Genomic DNA, 447 nt, shown 5'->3' with positions numbered 1-447 from the left:
CAACGAGGAGAACCTCGCTGCCGCGACCCGCTTCTCCATCGGTCACGGCGAGCTCGAGGTGCGTCTAGCGCGGGCGCAGCTGTGGATCTGGCAGCTGCGCGAGCGGTTCGATCTGCTGACGTCCGTTCTGAACGCGACCGCGACCCCCGCCGACGCCCTCGCCAGCGAGGCGGATGTCGTGGTGGCGGCCATGGCGATGCTGATGCGCACGATGCTCGATCCGACGACCACGCACCTGTCCGCGCAGAGCGTGGCGCGCATCGCCGCGGCCGCGCAGAGGTACGACTCGGAGCTCGCGGCCATCCTCCCCGTCGTCCTGCGCGGGGCACTGCGCGCCCGCCAGGATCGGCGCGGAGACGAACCGTGGTCGACGTACCTGCGGCTGGATGAGAGCGAGCTGACGGACGGCCCCGCCTGGAGCCGGGCGTTCGCTGCGGTCATGAACGC

At 71.4% G+C, this 447-nt stretch carries 1 protein-coding gene; it reads left to right on the top strand.

Annotated features, from left to right (window positions below; genetic code table 11):
• On the top strand, nucleotides 1–447 hold a 447-nt coding region (locus I73_RS29550; RefSeq protein WP_040501257.1), incomplete at both ends, for a hypothetical protein.

Source organism: Ideonella sp. B508-1 (assembly GCF_000333615.1).
Lineage (GTDB): Bacteria > Pseudomonadota > Gammaproteobacteria > Burkholderiales > Burkholderiaceae_C > Ideonella.
This window is presented reverse-complemented; position numbering and strand designations above follow the sequence as displayed.